The sequence below is a fragment of the Bacillus sp. NTK034 genome, from assembly GCF_017303275.1.
In the GTDB taxonomy this organism is placed as follows: Bacteria; Bacillota; Bacilli; order Bacillales; family Cytobacillaceae; genus Cytobacillus.
Genome location: NZ_JAFKOJ010000001.1, coordinates 411,452 through 426,782 on the forward strand (window position 1 = coordinate 411,452; position 15,331 = coordinate 426,782).

Annotated in this window: 23 protein-coding genes and 1 riboswitch; of the genes, 17 read left to right on the forward strand and 6 right to left on the reverse strand. The window is 37.0% G+C overall.

Annotation, left to right across the window (positions count from 1 at the left end):
• The first annotated feature begins 3 nt into the window (after positions 1–3).
• Positions 4–675: a PH domain-containing protein gene (locus tag JI665_RS02115; RefSeq protein ID WP_206835665.1), complete on the forward strand. Its 672-nt coding sequence runs from the start codon at positions 4–6 to the stop codon at positions 673–675.
• Between the two features lie 240 nt (positions 676–915).
• Here JI665_RS02115 and JI665_RS02120 read toward each other — a convergent pair whose 3' ends face one another.
• The 5 genes from JI665_RS02120 to JI665_RS02140 form a co-directional block, all read right to left on the reverse strand.
• Positions 916–2,082 carry a tyrosine-type recombinase/integrase gene (locus JI665_RS02120; protein ID WP_206835667.1) on the reverse strand — a complete coding sequence of 389 codons (1,167 nt, stop codon included), beginning with the start codon at positions 2,080–2,082 and terminating at the stop codon, positions 916–918.
• Positions 2,083–2,150: 68 nt separating this feature from the next.
• On the reverse strand, positions 2,151–3,077 hold the full coding sequence (locus tag JI665_RS02125; RefSeq protein ID WP_206835669.1) for an exonuclease domain-containing protein: 927 nt from the start codon (positions 3,075–3,077) through the stop codon (positions 2,151–2,153).
• Between the two features lie 71 nt (positions 3,078–3,148).
• Positions 3,149–3,802, reverse strand: a complete 654-nt coding sequence (locus JI665_RS02130; protein WP_206835670.1) for a ribonuclease — start codon at positions 3,800–3,802, stop codon at positions 3,149–3,151.
• Positions 3,803–3,918: 116 nt separating this feature from the next.
• On the reverse strand, positions 3,919–4,359 hold the full coding sequence (locus JI665_RS02135) for an ImmA/IrrE family metallo-endopeptidase (protein ID WP_206835673.1): 441 nt from the start codon (positions 4,357–4,359) through the stop codon (positions 3,919–3,921).
• A 4-nt stretch (positions 4,360–4,363) separates the two neighbouring features.
• A complete protein-coding gene (locus tag JI665_RS02140; protein ID WP_206835676.1) occupies positions 4,364–4,792 on the reverse strand; it encodes a helix-turn-helix domain-containing protein in 429 nt (142 codons plus the stop codon).
• A gap of 169 nt (positions 4,793–4,961) precedes the next feature.
• Here JI665_RS02140 and JI665_RS02145 point away from each other — a divergent pair, with 169 nt between their 5' ends.
• From JI665_RS02145 to JI665_RS02215, 15 genes are all read left to right on the forward strand, one after another.
• Positions 4,962–5,189 (forward strand): helix-turn-helix domain-containing protein, encoded by a 228-nt coding sequence (locus JI665_RS02145; protein WP_206835679.1) that lies wholly within the window; start codon positions 4,962–4,964, stop codon positions 5,187–5,189.
• 53 nt (positions 5,190–5,242) lie between these two features.
• Positions 5,243–5,431 carry a helix-turn-helix domain-containing protein gene (locus tag JI665_RS02150; protein WP_026041684.1) on the forward strand — a complete coding sequence of 63 codons (189 nt, stop codon included), beginning with the start codon at positions 5,243–5,245 and terminating at the stop codon, positions 5,429–5,431.
• Positions 5,432–6,133 carry an ORF6N domain-containing protein gene (locus JI665_RS02155; protein WP_206835682.1) on the forward strand — a complete coding sequence of 234 codons (702 nt, stop codon included), beginning with the start codon at positions 5,432–5,434 and terminating at the stop codon, positions 6,131–6,133.
• Between the two features lie 143 nt (positions 6,134–6,276).
• Positions 6,277–6,540 (forward strand): helix-turn-helix domain-containing protein, encoded by a 264-nt coding sequence (locus tag JI665_RS02160; RefSeq protein ID WP_009330644.1) that lies wholly within the window; start codon positions 6,277–6,279, stop codon positions 6,538–6,540.
• The gene (locus JI665_RS02165) at positions 6,531–6,746 is read left to right on the forward strand and encodes a hypothetical protein (RefSeq protein WP_206835684.1); all 216 of its coding nucleotides are present in this window, start codon (positions 6,531–6,533) and stop codon (positions 6,744–6,746) included. Before JI665_RS02160 ends, JI665_RS02165 begins: the two co-directional genes overlap by 10 nt.
• 167 nt (positions 6,747–6,913) lie before the next feature.
• Entirely contained in the window at positions 6,914–7,135 is a 222-nt protein-coding gene (locus tag JI665_RS02170) for a YqaI family protein (protein ID WP_311315958.1), read from the forward strand.
• 139 nt (positions 7,136–7,274) lie between these two features.
• Entirely contained in the window at positions 7,275–8,186 is a 912-nt protein-coding gene (locus JI665_RS02175; RefSeq protein ID WP_211202444.1) for a YqaJ viral recombinase family protein, read from the forward strand.
• Entirely contained in the window at positions 8,186–9,115 is a 930-nt protein-coding gene (locus tag JI665_RS02180) for a recombinase RecT (protein ID WP_206835689.1), read from the forward strand. The genes JI665_RS02175 and JI665_RS02180 overlap by 1 nt, the downstream gene beginning before the upstream one ends.
• Before the next feature lie 156 nt (positions 9,116–9,271).
• A complete protein-coding gene (locus tag JI665_RS02185; RefSeq protein ID WP_206835694.1) occupies positions 9,272–9,760 on the forward strand; it encodes an HNH endonuclease in 489 nt (162 codons plus the stop codon).
• Between the two features lie 8 nt (positions 9,761–9,768).
• The gene (locus JI665_RS02190) at positions 9,769–10,725 is read left to right on the forward strand and encodes an HTH domain-containing protein (protein ID WP_206835696.1); all 957 of its coding nucleotides are present in this window, start codon (positions 9,769–9,771) and stop codon (positions 10,723–10,725) included.
• Positions 10,726–10,729: 4 nt separating this feature from the next.
• A complete protein-coding gene (locus JI665_RS02195) occupies positions 10,730–10,924 on the forward strand; it encodes a hypothetical protein (RefSeq protein ID WP_206835699.1) in 195 nt (64 codons plus the stop codon).
• Positions 10,925–11,001: 77 nt separating this feature from the next.
• A complete protein-coding gene (locus tag JI665_RS02200) occupies positions 11,002–11,190 on the forward strand; it encodes a hypothetical protein (protein WP_206837716.1) in 189 nt (62 codons plus the stop codon).
• 261 nt (positions 11,191–11,451) lie between these two features.
• Positions 11,452–11,539, reverse strand: a riboswitch (cyclic di-GMP riboswitch).
• A gap of 111 nt (positions 11,540–11,650) precedes the next feature.
• A complete protein-coding gene (locus JI665_RS02205; RefSeq protein ID WP_206835701.1) occupies positions 11,651–11,887 on the forward strand; it encodes a hypothetical protein in 237 nt (78 codons plus the stop codon).
• Between the two features lie 103 nt (positions 11,888–11,990).
• Positions 11,991–13,478 carry a phospholipase D-like domain-containing protein gene (locus tag JI665_RS02210; protein ID WP_206835703.1) on the forward strand — a complete coding sequence of 496 codons (1,488 nt, stop codon included), beginning with the start codon at positions 11,991–11,993 and terminating at the stop codon, positions 13,476–13,478.
• A 121-nt stretch (positions 13,479–13,599) separates the two neighbouring features.
• The gene (locus tag JI665_RS02215; protein ID WP_206835705.1) at positions 13,600–14,283 is read left to right on the forward strand and encodes a DUF421 domain-containing protein; all 684 of its coding nucleotides are present in this window, start codon (positions 13,600–13,602) and stop codon (positions 14,281–14,283) included.
• Between the two features lie 120 nt (positions 14,284–14,403).
• Here the strand turns inward: JI665_RS02215 and JI665_RS28850 are convergent, their stop codons facing one another.
• Positions 14,404–14,562 carry an aspartyl-phosphate phosphatase Spo0E family protein gene (locus JI665_RS28850; protein WP_083390605.1) on the reverse strand — a complete coding sequence of 53 codons (159 nt, stop codon included), beginning with the start codon at positions 14,560–14,562 and terminating at the stop codon, positions 14,404–14,406.
• Between the two features lie 169 nt (positions 14,563–14,731).
• Here JI665_RS28850 and JI665_RS02225 point away from each other — a divergent pair, with 169 nt between their 5' ends.
• A complete protein-coding gene (locus tag JI665_RS02225; protein WP_206835706.1) occupies positions 14,732–15,199 on the forward strand; it encodes a LuxR C-terminal-related transcriptional regulator in 468 nt (155 codons plus the stop codon).
• Positions 15,200–15,331: the final 132 nt, after the last annotated feature.

The window sequence follows — 15,331 nt, forward strand, 5'->3', positions numbered from 1 at the left end:
GAAATGGGGATTTATCAAACCGTTTGTTATAAAGTCGAAGATATTTTTATTAAATTATTAGCCAAAAAGGATGATCCTGCTGCTGTTAAAGCGAAAGTAGACCAATATAGAACTGAAAAAGAACGTGCCCGCCTTCAGCGAAAAGAGGAAAAAGCTCAAAAAATTGAAGAACAAAGAGAAATTCGAGCTCAACAGCAACAAGAAAAAGACAGGATAAAAAGAGAACAACAAGAGCAGGAAAGAAGAGAAATTGAACACATCATCTCTAATTTAATGGAAAATAAAGGCCAAGACTATTCTTCTTATGAATTTAATGAGATTAAGAGAAACAAAGTGTTCTTTCAATCCCTTGCTCAACGTGTTCTTGAACCTAATGAAAAAGTTTTGACGTTTATTTTTTGTGAATATGATAAGAGCAGCAAACAAGAAATAAAGGGCTATTTAATACCAACTAATAAAAGAGTTATTTTTATAACCAAAAATTTAAATTATATGGATAAGTTTAGATACCAGACTATAATTAATGTCAATTGGTTTAAAGATGGATTGCTAGAAAGAGGCCTTAAAATACAATATGGTAAGAGAAGATTAGAATTTGATGAGATGTTCGACCAGGAACAAATGAAAAGAGTAGGAAATATTATTTTAAATAATTCTACTAGGAAGGTTGTATAAGGGTTTTTCCTTTTGGGAGAGTTACCGACCAAGATAACCAAAAAATTAAATTTCATTTGAATCAGGAAAAATCGCATACTAATTCCATTTTAAATGCACCAAAATGACAGTCCTTTTGAATTTGTAAATGGCATTTAAAAAAAGCAAAACTCGCCTGGGGGAAATGGCGAGTTTTCTTTATTATAAATTCAAATCTTTAACCAATGCACCCGTTATTTAATAACAGCAACTTTATATATTCTAAGCCTTCTTTTTAAAAATACCGTCAAAGTGACTTGCAGCTGTTTTATCTGCTTCTTCCAATACGTGACCATAGATGTTCATAGTGGTTGAAATATCAGCATGACCTAACCTTTCGCTGATAACCTTGGCGTGTACACCTTCATTTATTAGCAGGGTAGCGGAGGTATGCCTAAGATCGTGAAAGCGTATATGTTTAAAATCATGTTTTTTGGTGAATCTGCGCCACCATTGACCGATACTGTCTGGACGGATCGGTTTGCCGAATTCATTCCCAAAGATGAAGAAGTGATTGGGCCATTCCCAGAGGTCACGTACTTTCCATTTATCCTGCCGGCTAGTTAACTCTAGTTTTTTTAACATATCAAGTAATTTTTCAGGAACACTAACTGTTCGGTCTTTACCGGTTTTAGTTCCTTTTATCTGAACTCCTTTACCCTTAATCTCTGTAATAGCTTGCTCGATTCGAATAGTTCCTTTTTCAAAGTCAACATGTTTCCACTCAAGTCCAGCAATTTCACCTTCTCTGGCTCCGGTCGAAACTGCCAGGAGGATAAGCGTTTTCCAAAACAGGGGCTTGTCATCAAGAAGCTGCATTAACTGGCTTAACTCCTCCTTTGAATAAACCTCTGATTTTTTTGCTTTTCCATTTGGTGGCTTTGCTCCCATAGCAGGATTTTCTTTAATTAACTTCCATTTATAGGCGCAAGAGAGGATATTGTTAAAAGCCTTATAGCAGTTCAGTACAGCAGATGCAGAAAGTTTCCCATCTTTTCCATCCAGGCGCTGGCCGTTCTTTTTAAGATCATTAATAAAATTTACAACATGAATAGTTTTGATGTCTTCCAGTTTAAAATGTCCATATTTCGGAAGGATTCGCTTTTGCAAGATACTGATATAATTTTGCAAGGTATCAGGTGAAAGAGTATCTTTAGCGTGTTTTTCTAGCCATTGAGGAAAAAAGGCATTTAGGGTCATTTTATCCTCAGCTTTAAAATATTGACCTGTTAATATTTCAGCCTCAAATAGGGTGAGTAGCTTTTTAGCTTCTTTCATATTTTTAGCTTTTACAGTTCTTCTTTCTCTAATGGGTGTTCCTTTTTCGTCATAACCTAAAATTACTGTTAAACGATAGCTACCATTACCGCGATTTTCAACATTAGCCATTTGTTAACCTCCTATAAGAATGTATGTTCTGTTTTAGTTGAAAAGAAAAGCCCAAAAGGGCATATTAATCATTTTATTAAATTTAAGAAAGCACTTTCGTTTATTATATTTATGTTTATACCTTCTTTAATAAGGGAGTATGCTTTTTCTTCTTTTGTACTTATTCCCTTTGTACCAACTAAAGATTTATCCTGAATTCCAACCACAAGATAATCTGTTTTCTTACTCACTCCAGATTTTATAATTGCCCCTAAATCAACAGCTTTTTGCATTGCTTCATTCCGACTTATACTTTGTAAGTCACCTGTGAAAACAATATTTTTCTCGAATAAAACATGTGTCTCATCAAAATTTTCAACAGTAGCAGCGATTTCTGAAACTCGAATTTTACTAAACTTCTTCCTTTTAGTGAAAGTCTCTTGTGGTTTCAATTCTGAAAATCTCTTGACTGGAATACTGCTATAAGTGCTGCAATAACTCATAAGGTTTTTTCTGTTTTTCATCCTGATGCAGGTAGTTACCAGTTCTGCACATGCTCTAGCATCAGAGAGGGCATTATGGTGATTATTTAATGCTATGTTGAAATATGCCAATCTCTCCTCTAGGCTTTGACCAATTCCTTGACCTCTACATGCTCGTGTACTAATTGGAATGCTGCAAATATATTCAAAATCCGGAAGGGGAATCTGGTACTTCTTTAAAGCAGCATGCAATACACTCATATCAAATTGCGCATTGTGTGCAACAATGGTAGTGTCTTGAAAATAATGTTTGATTAATTCCCAAACCTCATCGAAATTTCTTGCGCCCAATACATCTCTTGGAGTGATACCATGTATTGCGCTAAAGCTTTCATCAAATTTAAGGTTAGGAGGTTTGATTAAGTAATACTTTTCATCAACTATTTGATTATTTTCTACAATTGCCAAGCCAACAGAGCATGCGCTATATAAATTTTCATTTGATATTTCAAAGTCAATTGCAATAAAGTCCATTTATGTCTCCTTTCTCATCCAAAGAAATATTAGTTTTGTTACTGATTAAAAGAAATAGTCGAATACCGGCATTATTTATCTTTTTCTTCAATTAAACCTAATTTACTATCTATAGATGTAATAGCAACTAGTGCTGTTAACATCTTTTGGTCGGCTAATTCCACAGATTTTTTAGCCTCTTCCATTCTGGATTCAAGGTCAGCTACGCCATTAATCGCTTGTAAGATTGCGTTAGCTGCGTTACCTCTGTAATTCGTTGCCAAAGACATATTTACTCTGTATTCCTCCAATTGCTCTTGATACTCGGGATTGATGGATTTAGAATCAATTGCACTTATTCGTTTTGATAGTTCACTATACTTTTCACTTACGATTTCCATATCATCTTTTAAACTAACAATATCAGGTTGACCATTTGCAGTAGAAATCTTCTCCCAGGATGACTGCCAATTTTCAGTCCATATGCTATCAAACTCTTTAGTGATCTCATTAATTTCGGGTCTTATTTCATTAGTGTAGACATCATCGGTGATAACATCTGCCTTTTTATTTGTCTCTTCCTTAGCAGTCTCTTCAGAATTAGTTTCTTTTTTCTCTACGTTCTCTTCTTTAGGTTGATTTGAAGCTTGTTCATCGTCATTTCCGATATCAATAATTAAGGCAATAATAACAATTGTGAACAAACCAATCAGACCAAAACATCCTAGTTTTAAAAATTTCTTCATGAAGCTTTCCTCCCGAAAAATATAAATTTATGTATAAATGGGTTATTATCCCAACTAAACGTTAAATAAAAACACGCTATTGGCGTGGTCATAAGGATTTGATTAAATGTACCTATTTAGTGATTAAATTTTTTTAAGTGAGCAACTTCTCTTGGCACACCATATATTTCTGCAATTTCATAGATTGAAAGATGCGAATCTTTAAATTCACTTAGACATTCGTCTGGAAGTAACAACTCTACAGCGAATTGACTTGCTTGCCTTTCGTATTTGCTTTCTGGAAAGAAAGTACTCTTTTTAAGAAATGAAGCATTATGTTTGGGGTGAAGAACCGAATGACCTAATTCATGTCCCATGACAAAATTACGGACTTTGCCTAAGTTGTTATTTATGAAAATAAATTTATTTTTCCTTTCATATTTGTACATTCCCTGGACTTCATCCGTAAAATCCCATGGCACAACATGAACACCAAGTTTCTCAGCGATTAGAAAAGGATCTCTTGTCTTGAATTTCTTAATTAATCTTTGAACTTCAGCAACAATAAAATCCTTCATCTAATCAGTCCTGTTTATCACGATATTTCTTTGGAATATACTTTTTGTTAATTCTGGTGGCTTGTCTAATTGCATATTCTATGGCATCCATGATTGATTCCTTTGCTTCCTCGCTAATCGGTTCCCCCATTAACATATAGCCGTCATCTTCAGAAAGGTCTTGCCGAATTTTCTCCATTCTTTTTGCAATGTCTTTTTCGTCTTTGTTTTGCAAATTTGCATTTGATTTTTGGAAATCAGACCTGCCTAATAGATAATCTGTCTCCACTTCATAAAGATCTGCAAGCTTTTTTAGAGTTTCAGTATCTGGGTCTCTGTAATCCCGTTCATAATTTGATAGGACTGTATTGGTTATTCCAATTTTCTGAGCAACAAAGATTTGAGACCAATTTCTTCTCTCTCTTTCTGCTTTTAAACGCTTGCCTAATGACATATTCCATCTTCCTCATAATGTTAAATTATTTAATAATAAAATCATAACAAGATTTCACGCTACGTTAAATAAAATCCACAAAAAGTTGAATATATTTATTGACTTTCACGAAAAGTGGATTTATAATCAAAACATAAAGTTTCACGTTACGTGGAAAGGTGGTGATAACTTGCACTTAAATGAATGTATTAGAAACTATAGAAAATCGAAAGGAATTTCTCAAAAACATATAGCTAAGGAGCTTAACATCAGTGTTTCAGGGTACAACATGAAAGAACTTGGTAAGAGGCCTATAAATACTGACGAACTACAAATAATAGCAAAATCATTAGGTGTATCTCCTTCATATTTTTTTGAGGAGGAGTTACACGTAAAGTGTAATAGAACTACAGCTTAATAGGAGGTATATAAATGGATCTCAAAAAGCTAATAGCACAGGATCATTTCAAAGTGCAGCGAAAAACACTCACAGCTCAAGAGGTGGCTGATTATATTGGTGTCCATCCTGACACGATTTATACGATGGTCCGAGAAAAGCAAATCCCGCATTTCCGGGTTAGGCGAAGAATTTTCTTTTCCCTGGAAACGATTAATGCTTGGATGCGAGACCAAGAACAAAAAAGTCTGGAGGCGATGTAAATGAATCAATTGCAGCCTATTTGCCAGAGAGGTAAGCGAGTATTAACTACCACTCAGCTTGCAGAGGCTTTTGGTACAGAAGCAAAAATTATTAACCGAAACTTTCAAAGAAATGCCGATCGGTATGTTCAAGGCAAACATTATTTTGCCTTATCCGGAGAAGAATTACGGGAATTCAAAGGGTCACGTCAATTTGACGACAGCCTTAAATTTACTTCTATTCTCTATCTCTGGACTGAAAAGGGAGCTTGGCTTCACGCTAAATCACTAAATACCGAGCAGGCATGGGATGCTTACGAAAGGCTAGTCGATGAATACTACACGATTAAAGAAGACATTGTTCCTCTATCAAAAGATCAGGCTCTTGTCACAGTGCTGAGAACAACTGCAGATCTTATGGAGGATACTCAAACCATTAAAGCTGAACAACATAAAATCAGAAAGCTAGTCTATGAGATTGATCATAAAGTCGAAGAGCATATCACTCTATCCAGTGGCGAACAACGCCGTGTGCAGAAAGGAATTGCTCAAAAGGTTTATGAGCTGGAAAGTAATCCAGAGTTCCGATCAAAGCTCTTCAGGGAACTACATCGGGAAATCAAGGACCGTTTTGGTGTAGCAAGTTACAAAGACATTAAAAGGAAGGAGCTTCAATCAGCACTCAGCTACATAGAAAACTGGTTTCCTAGAAAAGTTTCATGAGCGAAGGCACCTTACGAAGCTGCCAGGCTTAAAAAGATTCGGTGCACTTCCTTTCATCTATTAATTTTAATAGCAATCTATTAATTTGTCGGTTCCATACTGGAACCTTTCCAAATTGGAACATAGAAGGGAGGGAAGAAGGATTGACTTTCGGCGCAGTATTGAAAGCATGCCGGGAGCGAGCAGGTCTTACACAGGAGGAAATCGCAGAGAAGCTTCATCGTTCACGGAGTTGTATTTCAAAATTTGAAACAGATAAAAAAACATTAGATGTCGCTACTTTAATCAAGTGGGCAGATGTTACCTCAGCTAAAGATGTGGCATGTGCCATTGTGACAGGGGTAGATCCAGTGATGATATTGCAGCAGTTAATGCCGTTGATAGGAGGAATAATCCAATGGTTTTAACCAGAAAAGAGAAGCTGGAACAATTGATTAACAAATTAAAGAGCCAAGGAGTAAAGATTGATTGGGCTGCTAGAATCTGTTCTCCAAAGGAGGGTTCAAAAGTGGACTTGGGTTATGTCCTAGCTATGATTTTCGGAACCTATTTTATTTTCATCATGGGAATTTTAATTGGGGATTTTACTTCAAATCAAAAAGAAAAGCAGTAAGCTCACCACAGCTCACTGCCACTTAATCGTCGATACTTCTATTCTAACACCACTAGAATAGGGCGGCAAGAACCTTTGTTCCTGTCGCGATAAGTCGGAACGAATATCTGCCATTCCCCCATCATCTACGTTTCGGCTTATCGCGGTGTGAATAAAGCACCTAATACATAGAGAGGAGGATAAAAATGAATCATCCTATGATTGACCAAATAGAGAGGTCTGGATACCCGAATATGGTCGAACAGCCTGAACACGTGGGGCTAGATTATTTTGGTGATGAAATGCTTTTTGGTGATGACATTGTTGAATATGACGGTGAAATTATTTTGAGGGATAACTTGGAACGGTATTTAACAGAGGTCATGGGATTTGAATTTAAAACAGTATAAAAAGACACCTGTTGGGAGGCAGGTGTCCGGGTTCGATGAAAATCGAAAAACAATTATAGTACCGTCATTGTAGCATATAGGCCCCTGGCGGTAAAGGGAGGACTCAATAGTGGCCATTAATGCAGTATGTACAAAAGAAATGAGCCGTTATGAATGGCTTCTAGAACGGGCTAAAGGAATTGGCGGGAGTGATGCTGGAATTATTCTTGGAGTTAATCAATTTCGTACACCTTTTGAACTTTGGCTAGAAAAGACAGGACAGGTCGAACCACAGGAAACTGATAATGAAGCAATTTACTGGGGAAATCAAATGGAAAATGTGGTTGCCAAGGAGTTTGAAAAGCGTACAGGTAAAAAGGTGCGCCGAACAAATTTCATGTACAGCCATGTCAAATATCCATTTATAAAAGCAAACGTTGATCGTTTAGTTGTTGGAGAATCAGCAGTTTTGGAATGCAAGACAGCCAGTGCGTATCTCGCTAAAGAGTGGGAAGGTGAAGAAGTTCCCGCAAGCTACCTTGTGCAGCTTCAGCATTATCTCGGAGTTACAGAAAAGGAAAAGGGTTATATCGCAGTCCTTGTCGGCGGGAACAAGTTCATCTGGAAGGAAGTAGAGCGAGACCAGGAGCTTATCGATATGATTTTCAATGCTGAAAAGCACTTTTGGGAATATCACGTACTGCAAGGGCATGCCCCAGAACTAGACGGATCCAGCGCAGCTGAGAAGTATTTGAAAGAGAAGTACGATCGTGCTGAGAAGGATAAAGAAATTGTCCTTCCATCTGATTATAAGGATTTACTGGTTCAATATGAGAAAGTGAAATCCGATGAAAAGCTGATTAAAACAGCAAAAACGGAAATTGAAAACAAATTAAAAGAAGCATTGAAGGATGCTGAAACAGGTATTACTGATCAATTTATTGTCACTTGGAAGAATCAGAGTAGAAAAAGTGTTGATTCGAAAGCACTGAAAGAGAAGTTTCCGGACATATACAAAAAAGTCTTGAAAGAATCCTATTTCCGAAAATTTGCTGTAAAGGAGATTAATTGATGGCGACCAATACAGAATTGAAAAATCAATTAGCTAATAGGAAGGAGACAGCAGCAAAACAAGTGTCAGCCCAATCACTTGGACTTAAAAGTCTACTAAATACGCCAACAATGCAAAAGAAATTTGAGCAGGTATTGGCCAATAAAGCTCCTCAATTTATGGCATCCGTTCTTAATTTATATAACGGAGATCCTGGCCTAAGAGAAGCTGAACCTATGTCCATAGTATCCAGTGCAATGGTTGCTGCGTCTCTCGATTTACCGGTTGATAAAAACCTAGGTTACGCCTGGATTGTTGCTTTTTACGATTCTAAAAAAGGGTATAAGGCAGCACAGTTCCAGCTGGGCTACAAAGGATACATTCAGTTGGCACTAAGAAGCGGCCAGTACAAGGCCATAAATGTAATACCGGTATATGAAGGAGAACTCCTAAAGTGGAATCGTCTAACGGAGGAAATTGAGCTTGATTTGGATGCCAGGAAAAGTGATAAGGTCATCGGTTATTGTGGCTACTTTAGGTTGGTCAATGGCTTTGAAAAAACGGTTTATTGGACCCGGGACGAAGTAGAGGCACACAGGATTAAGCACAACAAGGCAAAAGACAAGAAATCTCTTAATAATGTTTGGCGTTCTGATTACGATGCCATGGCTATGAAAACGGTTCTTAGGAACATGTTAGGCAAATGGGGTATCTTGTCCATCGATATGCAAAAAGCATTCTCAGAAGACGAGCAGGAGCGTGAGGTAAAAGATATTACGGATGATGCTAATGAATATGAAGAGTCCATCCATTTTGATCCACCAAGCCAAGAAGATCAAGAATCAGCTGCCGAACCAGAAATTATTGATGTGGATCAAAAGAAGAAAAAGACAAAAAAGAAGATTTCTGCACAGGAATCATTGGACATAGATTTTGAAGATGCAGAGTAACAAGACAAATGTCCTCCTTCCTGCATGGATCTGGGAGGAGGCAAGAGATAAAGAACATTTGAAAATGCTTGTTTTAGAGTATATGCAGAGGTATCCGGATTACAAAGTAAAAGGAGTAAAAAACGGATTTGCTGTCTGTGAGAGGGAGTGAATCACATGCTTGTAAAGACCATTCGTATCGCAAATGGAGATGTATTTTCAAAGTATTTTATATTCAAATGTGATAGATGCGGTGAAACTATCGGGGAATCTGATCCACACATACCAGAGGAACAAAAACATTATTGTTGGGAATGCAGTTTCATTTTAGGAAAGATAACGGAAGTGGAGTTCCTAAAATGTTCAGGGGTGTCCGTATCAAATTCTCACGCTTCGGTAATTGATGGGGAAATCTTGATATGGATAGGCAGTAAACCACCCTGGGAGCAGACAAATAAGGATATTAGGAGCTCTGGAAAATATAAAGAATGGCGAACTTTGGTTTTTGAAAGAGACAAATACACATGTCAGCATTGTGGGCAAGTTGGGGGAGAGTTAAACGCTCATCATGTAAAACCGTTTGCTAAATATGAGAATTTAAGATTCGAAGTTTCAAATGGGCTAACCTTATGCGTGCCCTGTCATAAAAATGTCCATAGGAAGTAGGTGATACGGTGCCCGAAAGTTATCCATTTCCGACCTATTCAGGATTATTAGAGCCGAAACATTACAAAAAAATAGGATCAGCATTGTGGCTTTTTCTCTGGTGCGTCAGTTCCACTACAAAAGAGATTGAACGAGATGGAGTAACCTGGGGCATCGTGTTAGGAAATAAGCCATTGAAACGCTCAGAGTTGGCAGAACCTTTTGGAGTTAGCGAAAGAACTGTTCAAAGGTGGCTGGATGACCTAGAAACACATGGCTACATAAAGATCACCAGAGCACCTTATGGATATATTATAACTGTAAAAAACTCTAAAAAATACAGCAAAGAGAGAGTGGACAAAGATGTCCAGTCTGATAGAGACCGGACAAAAACGTCTAGTCCAGAGTGGACAGAAATGTCCAGTCATGTGGACAAAAGTGTCCACTCTAATAAAGATATTACAAAGATAAATAATACTACTATTACTATTACTAAAGAAAATGACCCTGTAGATATTATTGCTGAAAGATTCATAGAGTTACGAACGATACAAGAAGGACGTTCTGTTTACCCAACAACAAAAGATTACGAAGCAATCGCCCGGATTGTCGCCCGTGGTATGCCGTTGCCACAAACAATCAAATTGCTTGAACAATGTTTTGCTGAATACAAAGAACGTCAGCCAAATGGAGCTATTAAAGCCTTCAGTTACTGCGAAAAATACATCATGGATCATTATGAAGCCTTAGTAGCAAGAGAACAGGCAAAAGAAGCAGCCAAAAACGTTAAACCTTTTAAAAGCAATAATTCTTACAAATCTAAGGGGATGCGATCTAAGCCAATACGTACTGAGATGCTACCAGATTGGTTTGACCAAGAGGGTCAACAGGAAAAGCCTAAACTTATTAAGAACGAGCAGCAGGAACTTGCTAAGAAGAAGGCAGAGTTGAAGGAAAAATTGAAACTATTAAGATCGGGGAGTTGATATTATGGGGATCCTTTATGAATCCGTTATGCAGCAGAAAAGGAATATCCTCATCAGGAAATTAGCAGATATGAATATTTCTAAGGCTCAATCAGGAAAGAGTATTCATGATTGTGATTACGAGGAATTGAAATATGAACTTGTCCTTGCGTCTTTCCGTGATATTGACGCAGAGGCTACCGATAACACCTGGTTTTGAAAGGAGAATAGACATGAGCGTAACAAATGTTAAGTTAGTTACTCGCTGTCCAAAATGTCTGTCCAAGGGGACTGTGATTGGCCATCGAAATAATCTTTTATTACTTGAGTGCAGGGACTGTAATAAACGCTGGAATACTTATTCCAAGACTTGCAAGATTTGTGGAAAGCCAAATTATTTCTACGTTGAGGGTCCCTGCGTTAAATGTTATTCAGAAAAACATAATGCCGTCTGAAGTTAATAAAATCGAAATGCAGAAGTTTTAGAGTGATGAGCAGATATAATGGCTTTACACTTAGGGCAGGTGACATTATCTACTTTTTTAAATTGAATCTTCTTAAAATCACTTCTTGTAAATGTAGAAAAGACATGGTATTTAACGCCACATAAGCAATAGTTTTGATCCTTAATTATATGTCTTAGACCAGGCTCTTTACTGTATACTGTCGGGAAAATCATGAATTTCAACACCCTTTCTTTAGTTAAAAAATAGGCAAACTAGAAAGGTAATGTATTGGTAATATATTGTGTGCAACTCGGCTGCCATGACAAATAAGCTGTTTTAGGCCCGTGGCTTTGCGTCTTTTACTTTCGTAAAATTTGCCCAGAGGAAATACTAGCATAATTTAGGTATAATGTCATATTTTGTCGGTTTTTGTAACGAAAATGTAATGATGTTTTCGAATGGGAAAAATAGCATTATTAGGGGTACTAGGCGGTGAGGGAATGAAGCAATTAGACTTATTTTCCTTCGCCCTTGAGGATCAAATCGCTGATTTAAAACAGGGCGAAGAGTTGGAGTTTTACAGAGGGATGGAACGGCTGCTGATCCGTCATCATGAAAAATACAAGGGCGTTTGTCATTATCAGGGACCTGATTTCTCTGGTATAGCATTTCATCTTGATGAAAGGGAAGGATTAGATTTGTTTGTTGCCAAGATAAATAGGTGGCTGGAAGAGTAAGACAAGGAAGCAAAAGAGTAAACTAGGTATTCTTTCGAATTCTAAAAGTATACTCCCTACATTTTTTGTAAATGTTAAGAGAAAAACAAGGGAGGATTTTTAGTTGGAATGGATTTTTTATCTATACCTGATAAATACGTTTTTTATCTTAATCATAGCAATTCGGGATGTACGTAGGCCTGCCAAGGCTTTGAATTGGATAATAATCGTCCTTCTTTTTCCTATCATTGGTTTCTTGCTTTATCTAAGCATATCAAATCCTAAGTTTATTCATCGGAAAAGATTGACCTCTTCTAAAAGTGAATCTAATAAATTACCTGATACATTTGGTGATTCAGCATCGGTAATCGCCGATGCTTTACGGCACTTCACTGTGAATGGGCTACGAACGGGCCAAGTCCAAGTATTTGATAATGGAATAGCAAAATATGAACAACTCATTGAATCCCTCCAAAAAGCCCAAAAAACGATTGATCTGGAATATTTCATATTTAGGAATGACCAAATTGGTAGTCGCATCACGGAACTACTAATCGAAAAAGCAGTAAACGGAGTGCGGGTTCGTTTTATGAGAGATGGCTTGGGGAGTTATAATTTCCCGCGTAAAAAAATCCGGCAGATGGTTGAAGCAGGGATAGAATGCAGGACAATATTTCCTTTACGATTTCCTTGGATCTTTTCTTATTGGAATTATCGTGATCACTGTAGAATTGTAACAATCGACGGAAAGAAAGCTTTTACTGGTTGCATGAACGTAGGATATGAATATACAGGATTGAAGCCTGACGTTGGCTTCTGGCGGGATACACATTTGCAAATCATAGGAGATGCATTGGTCGATTTACAGACTGTCTTTGATGTTCATTGGAATATGGCGGTGCCGGAAAAAATAAAATCAAAAACTAACCTGAAAACAAAGTATGATGTAATCAATCCAATCGGAAGAGAAGATCATGTCGGATGGTCAGCCGAATTGGGATCAGAGTTGAGCACCCTAGATTATATTGAGATAGATATATCGCCAAAAACAAGGACATTGCAAAAAGCGTATATCCATACGTTGGAAGGAAATCCTGGAATTCCTACCCCATTTATTCGTCAAACTTACTTTATATGTATAACACAGGCGACTAAGACTATTGATATAACAACACCCTATTTTGTACCGGAAACAGATATTATCATGGCATTAAAGACAGCAGTAGCTCGTGGTGTGCGCGTAAGGTTGCTGGTTCCTCGCCACAATAATCAAAAAATCGTGGAATTTGCAAGCCGTACTTATTATGGGGAACTTTTAGAAGCTGGTGTACAAATCTACCAGTACGATAAAGGAATGATTCATACCAAGGTGTTGACTATAGATGAGGAGATTGCTGCCATAGGTTCAGCAAACTATGATATGAGAAGTTTTCGCCTGAATTATGAGGTATGTCAAGTCTTGTACAGTACTGATGTGGCGAGGGAACTCACAGATCAGTTCGAACGCGATCTAATGGACTCTATTCCATTAAATATTGAAGACTTGCTGGAACGACCCCTGACCGAGCGCATTGTTGAACAGGGTGCCCGCCTGCTTTCTCCATTATTATAAGTGAAAAAAACCGTATTTTTTATCTTTCTGATTTTTAATTTAGCTTACATGTTTTAATATAAATATTTTAAAACATGAGGATTTTTGGGATCGAGTGAAATATAAAATGGAGGAATAAACTTTGGGTGAAGTTTTTTTGGGTTTACTGACAATCAAAGTCATAGTAGGTTTTGTCACCTTATTTTTTATCATTATCATAACAGGTAGAACATCTATCTCTCAGTTAACCCCGTTTCACTTAGTTTTTGTATTAGTGCTTGGAGATTTTTTAGGAAATACCATTTATGAAGATAAGGTAGGGATTTTTCACTTTTTATATGCCATCGGATTGTGGACGCTTCTCATGTTGGGGGTAGAGTTCTTGACTCTAAAAAATAAATCGACACGTTCTCTCTTATTGGGCGATCCTAACATCATTATTCGAGATGGTGTAATGGATAGAAAGTTACTTAAAAAGAACAAATTGGATGTAAATCAAGTATTAAGTATACTTCGGCAAAATCAGGTTTTTTCTGTTCGCGAAGTCAAATACGGTATATTGGAAGCCAATGGGCAAATAAGTATATTATTACAATCGAGGTATCAAAAACCAGACAAGCGAGATCTCAGTCTTCTAGAAAGTCCAGTATACCTCCCAACAGCGTTAATTATAGATGGGGAAGTATTAAGGGATAATTTACATGAACTCGGATTTGATCAACAGTGGTTAGATAATCAATTAACTACCAATGGATATGAAAATGTTAAACGTATACTCTACGCAGATTGGCGAGAGAATGAAGGAATTCATATTAGTCCATTTTAAAATTTTATTAGGATATTAACATATGTTTGTGAATGGCCGTTTGGATTTTAAATATTATTTCATTGTTTTTATAAAAAATGAAACAGAGAATATCTCGACCCTTATTTGAAATTTAAAATGTTATCTGCATTTTGATTGATACTTGAAAATTAATTTATCAAGAGATTGACTGTTTCTTATAGTTTCAGGGTCATCTAACCCTTTTCTTAATCCAGTTTCAATAAGCACTTTTCTATAAAATTTAATCTTTTTTCTAAGCTCTCGGCAGAAACGACACATTCATTTGCTCCTTTAAATGATAAAATTACAGGAACTATTATTACAGATAAAGGAAAAATATTAAATGATTTCGACAAAACTTGTATTGAAACGACAAATTCTTAAGGAATGAAAAAAGCCAGGATCTGTCCCGGCCACCACAATTAATTTTACCATGGAGGGGTCCTGGATGAAAGAAGCTGCCAGCAAACAGATTGAATCCATCCTTAAGGATTATCATTGGATGATAAAGTCTATTAAGGTTCTCAGAGACTCAGTGAAAGATGTAGGAAAAGAGCTTACATCCCAATATGGAGATGCAGCCGGGATGCCAAAAGCTCAAGGCACCACAAGTGATCCGGTATATAGAGAGTGTGTACGCAGAGAGAGAAGATATTCAGTTATTCTTAAGTACCAGGCAAAGATTTCTGTTATTCAGGATCGGATGCATCTTATTACAGATGACAGAGAAAATGAGGTTCTTCATTGGCTGCTCGAGGGCAAAAGTTATCGATGGATTGCTATGCATATGGGGTTGTCTCATACTCATATTGGACGTATTAAAGACTCTATTGTTAAGAAAATGAGTGAATATGTTCCCAATGTTCCAAACGATACGAATGATGCAAAATTGCTAAAACATAAATCTGCTTGCTAAACTTGAAGGCAGGACGGGGAGGCGGTTAAAAGACTGCTTCCTCTATTTATGTTCTTTAGTTTAACATGTAGTAAAATAGTTGCAGGAAAATATCTCCTTTTGTCGTATAATGACATAAAAGAATAAGAAGGG

What these genes read in the sequence shown, in the direction of transcription:
- JI665_RS02115 (WP_206835665.1), top strand. Translation starts at nt 4, where the DNA reads ATGGGGATTTATCAAACCGTTTGTTATAAAGTCGAAGATATTTTTATT.
- JI665_RS02120 (WP_206835667.1), bottom strand. Translation starts at nt 2,082, where the DNA reads ATGGCTAATGTTGAAAATCGCGGTAATGGTAGCTATCGTTTAACAGTA.
- JI665_RS02125 (WP_206835669.1), bottom strand. Translation starts at nt 3,077, where the DNA reads ATGGACTTTATTGCAATTGACTTTGAAATATCAAATGAAAATTTATAT.
- JI665_RS02130 (WP_206835670.1), bottom strand. Translation starts at nt 3,802, where the DNA reads ATGAAGAAATTTTTAAAACTAGGATGTTTTGGTCTGATTGGTTTGTTC.
- JI665_RS02135 (WP_206835673.1), bottom strand. Translation starts at nt 4,359, where the DNA reads ATGAAGGATTTTATTGTTGCTGAAGTTCAAAGATTAATTAAGAAATTC.
- JI665_RS02140 (WP_206835676.1), bottom strand. Translation starts at nt 4,792, where the DNA reads ATGTCATTAGGCAAGCGTTTAAAAGCAGAAAGAGAGAGAAGAAATTGG.
- JI665_RS02155 (WP_206835682.1), top strand. Translation starts at nt 5,432, where the DNA reads ATGAATCAATTGCAGCCTATTTGCCAGAGAGGTAAGCGAGTATTAACT.
- JI665_RS02165 (WP_206835684.1), top strand. Translation starts at nt 6,531, where the DNA reads ATGGTTTTAACCAGAAAAGAGAAGCTGGAACAATTGATTAACAAATTA.
- JI665_RS02175 (WP_211202444.1), top strand. Translation starts at nt 7,275, where the DNA reads ATGAGCCGTTATGAATGGCTTCTAGAACGGGCTAAAGGAATTGGCGGG.
- JI665_RS02180 (WP_206835689.1), top strand. Translation starts at nt 8,186, where the DNA reads ATGGCGACCAATACAGAATTGAAAAATCAATTAGCTAATAGGAAGGAG.
- JI665_RS02185 (WP_206835694.1), top strand. Translation starts at nt 9,272, where the DNA reads ATGCTTGTAAAGACCATTCGTATCGCAAATGGAGATGTATTTTCAAAG.
- JI665_RS02195 (WP_206835699.1), top strand. Translation starts at nt 10,730, where the DNA reads ATGGGGATCCTTTATGAATCCGTTATGCAGCAGAAAAGGAATATCCTC.
- JI665_RS02205 (WP_206835701.1), top strand. Translation starts at nt 11,651, where the DNA reads ATGAAGCAATTAGACTTATTTTCCTTCGCCCTTGAGGATCAAATCGCT.
- JI665_RS28850 (WP_083390605.1), bottom strand. Translation starts at nt 14,562, where the DNA reads ATGTGTCGTTTCTGCCGAGAGCTTAGAAAAAAGATTAAATTTTATAGA.
- JI665_RS02225 (WP_206835706.1), top strand. Translation starts at nt 14,732, where the DNA reads ATGAAAGAAGCTGCCAGCAAACAGATTGAATCCATCCTTAAGGATTAT.